Here is a 981-nt window from a genome sequence, read left to right as displayed (position 1 = left end):
CCTCCCCCGACCTGCCCCTCCTGCCCGCCGCCGCGATCCTGCTGGGCCTGCTGCCCGCGTTCGCCGTACCCGGGCCGACCGCCGCCCCCTCCGAGGAGGAAACCCCGTGATCCGCTTCGAGGATGTGTCCGTGACGTACGACGGAGCGGCAGAACCCGCTGTCCGGGGCGTGGACTTCGAGGTCCCGGAGGGTGAACTCGTGCTGCTCGTGGGGCCGTCGGGGGTCGGCAAGTCGACCGTGCTCGGGGCGGTGAGCGGGCTCGTGCCGCACTTCACCGGGGGCACCCTGAGCGGCCGGGTGACGGTGGCCGGACGGGACACCCGTACCCACAAGCCGCGTGAACTCGCCGACGTGGTCGGCACGGTGGGCCAGGATCCGCTGTCGCACTTCGTGACGGACACGGTCGAGGACGAACTCGCCTACGGGATGGAGTCGTTGGGGCTCGCCCCGGACGTCATGCGGCGCCGGGTGGAGGAGACGCTCGACCTGCTGGGTCTCGCCGACCTCCGCGACCGCCCCATCGCCACGCTCTCGGGCGGCCAGCGACAGCGGGTCGCGATCGGGTCCGTCCTCACCCCGCACCCCCGCGTCCTCGTCCTGGACGAGCCGACCTCCGCCCTGGACCCGGCCGCCGCCGAGGAGGTCCTGGCCGTGCTCCAGCGGCTCGTCCACGACCTGGGCACGACCGTGTTCATGGCCGAGCACCGCCTGGAACGCGTCGTCCAGTACGCCGACCGGGTCGCCCTCCTCCCGGCCCCGGGCGCCCCGCCGGTCCTGGGCACCCCGGCCGAGGTGATGGCCGTCTCGCCGGTGTACCCGCCGGTGGTGGACCTGGGCCGCCTGGCGGGCTGGTCACCCCTCCCCCTGACGGTCCGGGACGCCCGCCGCCGCGCGGAACCACTCCGAGAAACCCTCGCCCTGAAGGGGCGCGGGGAACCGCGCGATCAACCACGCCCCACCCGCACCCCGCACACGACAGA

The 981-nt window shown here is 74.4% G+C and carries 1 protein-coding gene; it reads left to right on the top strand.

What is annotated here, in order from left to right; genetic code table 11:
* Positions 1-106 precede the first annotated feature (106 nt).
* A partial coding sequence (locus P1P70_RS45090; protein ID WP_319248346.1) for an ABC transporter ATP-binding protein occupies positions 107-981 on the top strand: 875 nt, incomplete at its 3' end.

It is taken from the genome of Streptomyces sp. MB09-02B (genome assembly GCF_033794485.1).
Taxonomy (GTDB): Bacteria; Actinomycetota; Actinomycetes; order Streptomycetales; family Streptomycetaceae; genus Streptomyces.
The sequence above is the reverse complement of the archived record's forward strand: the minus strand, read 5'-3'. Positions and strand labels throughout refer to the sequence as shown.